We start from the raw sequence: 6,127 nt of genomic DNA, 5'->3' as shown, positions 1-6,127 counted from the left end.
CATTTAAAGCAATGACGGACTATATTAAAAATAAAATACACAGAAAGTAGGCACTTCTAAAAAAAACACGCCCACTTTCTCTTTTTTCTTCTAGTTACACGATAGCTAATCGTTGTAATAACCAGTTTTAACTGCTACGAACCTTACCACTAACTGTTTCCTCTCTTTCTTTTGTTGGTTTAGTTGTATTCACATAACGTTATACAATATACTTAAAATAAATTTTTCCACATAGTTCAACTTAATAGCTAAAGATATTTTTTATTTCTCCTCCTTTATATTTTTTTGTTTCCTCTTTAGTTATAAATACTTTTTAAAAAAATTTATTTGATTTTTGGATAGATTATATATAGACTATGTTTTTGATTGAGCTATTAAGAATATTTTTTACTTAAATATGTTGGTGTAAAATCCATTAAAACTGTATTTTGTTTCCTAATTCGCAATCCGAAAAAATCGGTTGCTTATTTCTATTGCTCTATCCTATCAATCATCCTTAATACTAGTATGCCATAAAAAACAAAATAAAAAAATCAGACTGACGAAAAGAAAAATCAGCATGAAATTTTTTACCTCATCTTTAATAGAAAAAAGATGAAATATCCGCCATTTATCCCTGATAAATGTTTAGCCGACCATAAAAGTGGCTTTCAGCCCCCTTTATAGTTCAGCTAAACATTTATGGCTTTCAGCCCTTTTTATTGCTCCACGCAATAAAAATTCCTTGATTTTCCCTCACAAAACGTCAAGCGTTTTTCTCGGAAAAAGGTTCGGTCTTCTAAAATCAGACCGAAGTGCCTTCGAACCGCAAAGGCACAAGCTCGCCCCTGCTCGCCCTCATCCACGCCCAAAAGTAGCATCACAAAACAAAGAAAATCTTTTTACTTGTATATAGTCTTAATATATGGTACAATATAGGTAGAAATAACATCACGTTTAAAAAGGGTATGTATCTAAACATATACAATAGGTAAAATCATGGAACAAACTGAGCGTGAAATTTGGAACGATTTACTTTCAGAGCGTAAAGATTGGAGAGATACACTTCACGAAGCTCGGAAAGTCTGCTCTTGCCCTGAATTTAGATTGATTTTACATTCAGAAGAAAGAGCAAAATACGCTGGACTTTATTTTTTCAAATGTGGTCTTAAAATGGCTTACCGTCAGGAAGGATATGCAAATAGTTGGATTGATTTGCTATTGAAGTTGGTTGATATTATGGCTTATCGTGGAGATGATTTTCAACGTGTAGAACAAATGGAAACCTACCAAGAATTTAAAGCATGGTTAGAAAAGAAAGGTAAAAAAAATGGCAGAATTTAAAGACAAAGAATTTAATTTTTCAAAAGTTGAAGTAAGAGAAGAACGCGCGGAAGAAATTGAGCAAAAGCCAACTGAGGGAGCGGAAGAGCAAAAGGTTTCGCAAGCTAAAAAGAAAGGCGGACGAAAGGGCGCAATCTATGACGTGAAAGGAAAAGTCTATTTTGCGAAACGTGAAAAAGCTATTCATGAACCGCTTATCGCAGACCTCACTTTTTCATCAACAGATAAAAAACTAATTCGTGAGCTTGCAGTACGTCAGTTCTTGTTAGTCTACGGCATGACAGAAGATTTTGCAGCCAAAATTCTTTGCTTCGTTTATGACGAAACAACAGAGATTGAAAAAAGAAAAGTCTACACTTTGGGTAATCAAGTAATCGCAGATAGACTAGGATTATCATATCTGACGGTTCAAAAAATCGTTCAGAAATTGCACAAAAAGAACATCGTTATCAAAGAATCGTTTATCAAGAACGCTTATCACTTGTCAGAAGAAACTATCACGTTCTTCAAATCTATCCGCGATAACAAACAAGTCTTGCTGACGTTTAAAGAAATCGAGGAAGAGCAACTGGAAGCAGTCAACGAAGACGGAAGCCTAAACGAAGAAATGGTAAACTAGTCAAGAACAAAAAATGTTCAAAAACTCATTGTTAATGTAACGGTCTATGTCTTTCCGAAAAATGTTTCTTTTTCTGAAAGAAGTATCTCAATAGCAAAACAACCCCTAAGCCTTGGCGCTCTAGGGTTTTTTCGTGGTCTATCGTCCACAAATTAACCTGAAATGACGTCAGAATGTTCATCTCAGCACCGAATATGCAGAAATTTTGAATAAAATCAGCTCTTTTTTCATCAGCAATTAAAAAAGTCCCTTTTTCCGAATTTTTAGGAAAGAAAAATCCTACAATCGATTTTAAGCTCTGAAACGTGTATAGATAACAATAGAAAACGAAGGGAACTATCTTCCGAGGGTAAATATACCACCCCCACCTTTAAAGCTCTCAAAACACGTTATATTGCCTTAAAAAACGACACAATAAAAAGCACGGTCTATTCAGCCATGCTTTTTTCTAAAATCATTATTTAAACTAGTTTATTAACCTAGTTTTAAGAAACTTTTTTATCCTCAAGGTCAGGGTGCAATTCCTTGTACTTCTTGTAGGTCATTGATAACGGTTTGTAGACGTTAAAGCCGAAAGCTTCATAGACTGGAGTTTTTACGTCTGAACGTCGTTTGCGTTGTACTGCTTGAGCAAGTTCAAAGACTTCGTCTTCGGTCTGCTCAAACATTACTAAATTATTCAAATGACAAGACTTACGTTTCCCCTCGTCCTCGTCAAAAAAGAAAATCTTATAGCTTGAGCCACTTACTCGACCCATTGGAATTGCTACATCATCGCCAAATTGACTGATGAACTCAGCAAACTTTTTATACTCTTCTCGCAATTCAGAGACTTCTTCAGCACAAGCTTCTTTGTCTCCTTTGCTTCGACCTTCTGCAAATTGTTCAGCCAAACAAAGCTCTTGCCAAATGCGTTTCTTCGCTCCCTCTACTGAGTAGACGTTTGTATGTTTTGTTGCATTGATTGATAAAGCATGAGAGCTAGTATTAGCAAACCTTTGATACTTAATTTTGATAGGCTTTGCTCCTGGTTTGGTCTTGCTATTGCAACGGTCTTCCATTGCCTTGATTTCGTTCTCCAGTTCGTCCAAAACGTCAGCAGAAGCGCAAATAACTTGCTTGCCAAATGATAAGCCTAAAGGCTTGCTTTTAGCGTAAACAATGTACTTTTCACGCTTCTTCATAGCTTCTGCATACTCGAAAACAATTTCTTCCAAAGGCGATTTGTAGTCGCTCATAAATTCACCTACTTTCTTTTTATAACTAGGCTATTAAACTAGTTATAGTTATCATTTCTTATACGGTTCTGCGTTGTTTAACTTTTCCAATCCCTCGTCTACGTCTTTATTTAAACGAGCTAACAACTCTTGTTTTTTGGCTTCTAATTCAACTTTTGTTTCTTCTGGTGTCTCGTTTTTATAGTCAGGATTCGACCATTTAGGGACGTTCGTTTCTTTGCCTTGGTTTAACTTCTCAAGAAATTTGTCATTTTCCCACTGTTCTCGTTTTTCTTTTGTGAAGAAGAAACGATAAGAGCTGACTTTCCTACGTCCACGCTCGCCTTTCTTTTTCTTTGCGTACACTTCAACGAAACTAAGCTCCTTGTAGTGCTTTTTCAACTCTTCTAAGGACGGATTGATGACTTTCTCCCTTACCTTTGCGACTCCGTAATTATCAGGAACGCCCACATAACGCTTGAAATCCTCGACTTTCACAAACCACATTCCAGTATCGGCGTATTGTCGCAAGAATTTATAAATATCAATCGTGTACTGCCTTTCAAAGCTATTGCTGATTGCTAAAGGCATCTTTGTATATTCGTTCGCAAAGTCTTTGATTAAATAAAAGTAGTCAGGATTGACTTGGACTGATATTTCTCCAGTCTTTTTGTCAATTCTTCTTCTTGTGAATAGAACAAACCCCTCGTAGTATTGCTCTGACTCAATCTCTGCGATTGATAAAGATAAAATCTTATTAAAAGTCTGTCTTATCAATCGTACACCGTCACTAAATGACTTCGGTTTTGATTGTGTCAGCTCTATGAAGCGGTCATAGTTCATTGTAATTTCACTGCCGTCCGTGTCTTTAATCATCCAAATCAACGTCATTAAGATTTTCTTTTGGACGAGGGTTAAGTTCTTCAAAGGTATGCTATTAAAGGAGTTGTTGTACTTCGCAACCTCTCCAGACACAACTTCCACACCTTCTTTTTTTTCTTCACTCATAATAAAAAACCTCGGTTTTAATTTTAACTATCCTAAGTATATCAAGGGGTTTACTAATTGTCAAATAAAAAACTCAAGTTTCTTTTTTCGGAAGAAGGGATTTTATTCTCGGAAGAAGGGATTTTATTTCGGAAGAAGGGATTTTATTTCGGAAGAAGGGATTTTTTAAATTCGCTACCCCTTGTGGCTCTAAGCGTTGTCCCAACCCTACAATATATAATTACAATATATATTTACAATATATAATTACATAGAGCCATTTCCCACTTTAGAAATGTATTTTTTCTTTAGTCGTCTTATCTCAAATAGATATGTTCGCTACGCTCACGCAACAGGACGAGCTTCGCTCTCTAAGGGCTAACGCCCTCGCTTTTTATTAGCAATCAATCTAACTAAACTGGTCTAGATACAGTTGATACAGTTAGTACAAAAGCTCTAACACCTTGATACTACTGCATTGATACAGTTGATACACTTTCTCTAGTTCTAAAACTTGTATCTTCTGATGTACAAAATGGGGAATAGATACTATAACTAGTTTAATAACCTAGTTATAGATATCATCCTTTTTTTCTACCGACATTTCTACACCTATAAATCCCCTAAACCCTTGGTATTACTGCATTTGTGAGGTGCTGAGACGAACATTGTGGCGCTTTTAAAATCTGAAGCGTGGATAATCTATCACTAACTTCCCTATAATCGCTCATCTCACGAGCTTGTAAGCATAGGATTTTCTGAACTCATCAACTCTCTCATGCCCTAACGCCTTTGATGCTGCCAATTCTGCCATTTTATCCAAGACGTGCCCTCTCAAATCCTTACGCAGAAATGTCTTCTGCTTCTTCGGAAGAGCGGTCACGTCCCTCTCATTCAGCAAATACACACGTTTTGCGTACTCAGCTCGTGAAGAGTGTTCGTCCAGTTTCTTTGGCACTGCATAGGTCTGAACCTCGTTCACTCGGTTGTTGAAGACGTAGAAATCCTCGTTTTGACGGAATAATGAAACGATAAGACGTTCTTCTTCCTCGGTACGAGCGACAAGTGGACTTCTGCGCCACTTTCCCCCTTTCCCTTGGACACGGAAATAATAAAAGCCGTCTAGGTCTCGCTCTGTTTCAAGCGCTGAACCCTTGATAGATTGAAGCTCGGACTTACGCAATCCAGTTGCTCCACCGACCATCTCAAAAAAATCTTTCTTCTCTTGGGAAATGTGTTTATCGCTCTCCACGTCTACACGTGAGCGCTTGGCATCAGCTCTACGCCTTGACTTCGTAGGAATAAAAGCCGTAGTCGGTAAATCAAAGACTTTACCTAAATGAGCTTTATAAGTCGTTAACGTCCACGCAGACAAATCTTTGTCTACGCAACTCTGAATATATCGGTCTGCATACTTTAAAATCGATTCTAAGCCGTCTAAATCGTCCCCTACGCTCCGTTTTGCTACGAACTGGGAAAACCTACGCCAATTTGCCAAAGCGTCCCTGTAAGCCTTCCTGGACGTTATATAACGGTACACGTCCCCCTCTTTCTTTGCCTGATGTCGTGACAAGCCTTGACCGTCCGCCCATTTTTTATCAATGACCTGACGCCCAAGCTCGTACACTTGATTAAACCGAGCTTCCTCGCTCGCTCGCAAGCTCTGTACTTGCTCTTCTGCCTTCTGTTTTCGTGCTAAACGCTTTTCTTTTCTTGATTTAGCCATATACCACCTCTCCTTTTTCGGTACTAAAAAACGCCTATAACTAGGCTAATACACTAGTTATAGACGGTGCTTCTGCTTGTCAGTTGGACGAGCCAACTCGTTAAGGGAACCGACCGAAGCGATGTCGCAGAACTTCGGCACTGTCAGATAATCTGTGCGTTCAGATATTAACTTTAGTTTGCTCAAGCAGATGAGCCAGGGGTGAAACGTCCCGAGACGCTTTTTTTCTTCGTAAAAAAGCTATAAAAACATAGT

6 protein-coding genes are annotated in these 6,127 nt (G+C 37.8%); 2 read left to right on the top strand and 4 right to left on the bottom strand.

The genetic code is table 11. The features are described 5' to 3' along the window. Positions 1-978 precede the first annotated feature (978 nt). Positions 979-1,323, top strand: coding sequence for a hypothetical protein (locus tag ACLNCS_RS08480; protein WP_424848291.1), 345 nt, complete (start codon positions 979-981; stop codon positions 1,321-1,323). Next, a complete protein-coding gene (locus ACLNCS_RS08475; protein WP_424848289.1) occupies positions 1,310-1,942 on the top strand; it encodes a replication/maintenance protein RepL in 633 nt (210 codons plus the stop codon). The genes ACLNCS_RS08480 and ACLNCS_RS08475 overlap by 14 nt, the downstream gene beginning before the upstream one ends. Before the next feature lie 485 nt (positions 1,943-2,427). Here the strand turns inward: ACLNCS_RS08475 and ACLNCS_RS08470 are convergent, their stop codons facing one another. The 4 genes from ACLNCS_RS08470 to ACLNCS_RS08455 form a co-directional block, all read right to left on the bottom strand. Next, entirely contained in the window at positions 2,428-3,180 is a 753-nt protein-coding gene (locus tag ACLNCS_RS08470; protein WP_424848287.1) for a hypothetical protein, read from the bottom strand. 51 nt (positions 3,181-3,231) lie between these two features. Next, positions 3,232-4,167 carry a replication initiation protein gene (locus tag ACLNCS_RS08465; protein ID WP_424848285.1) on the bottom strand — a complete coding sequence of 312 codons (936 nt, stop codon included), beginning with the start codon at positions 4,165-4,167 and terminating at the stop codon, positions 3,232-3,234. A 706-nt stretch (positions 4,168-4,873) separates the two neighbouring features. Beyond that, positions 4,874-5,521: a hypothetical protein gene (locus tag ACLNCS_RS08460; RefSeq protein WP_424848283.1), complete on the bottom strand. Its 648-nt coding sequence runs from the start codon at positions 5,519-5,521 to the stop codon at positions 4,874-4,876. A 408-nt stretch (positions 5,522-5,929) separates the two neighbouring features. Continuing rightward, the gene (locus ACLNCS_RS08455) at positions 5,930-6,058 is read right to left on the bottom strand and encodes a hypothetical protein (RefSeq protein ID WP_424848281.1); all 129 of its coding nucleotides are present in this window, start codon (positions 6,056-6,058) and stop codon (positions 5,930-5,932) included. Positions 6,059-6,127 lie beyond the last annotated feature (69 nt).

Origin of the sequence: Streptococcus sp. CL9.43, assembly GCF_049737935.1 — a bacterium.
GTDB classification, from domain to species: domain Bacteria; phylum Bacillota; class Bacilli; order Lactobacillales; family Streptococcaceae; genus Streptococcus; species Streptococcus infantis_I.
This window is presented reverse-complemented; position numbering and strand designations above follow the sequence as displayed.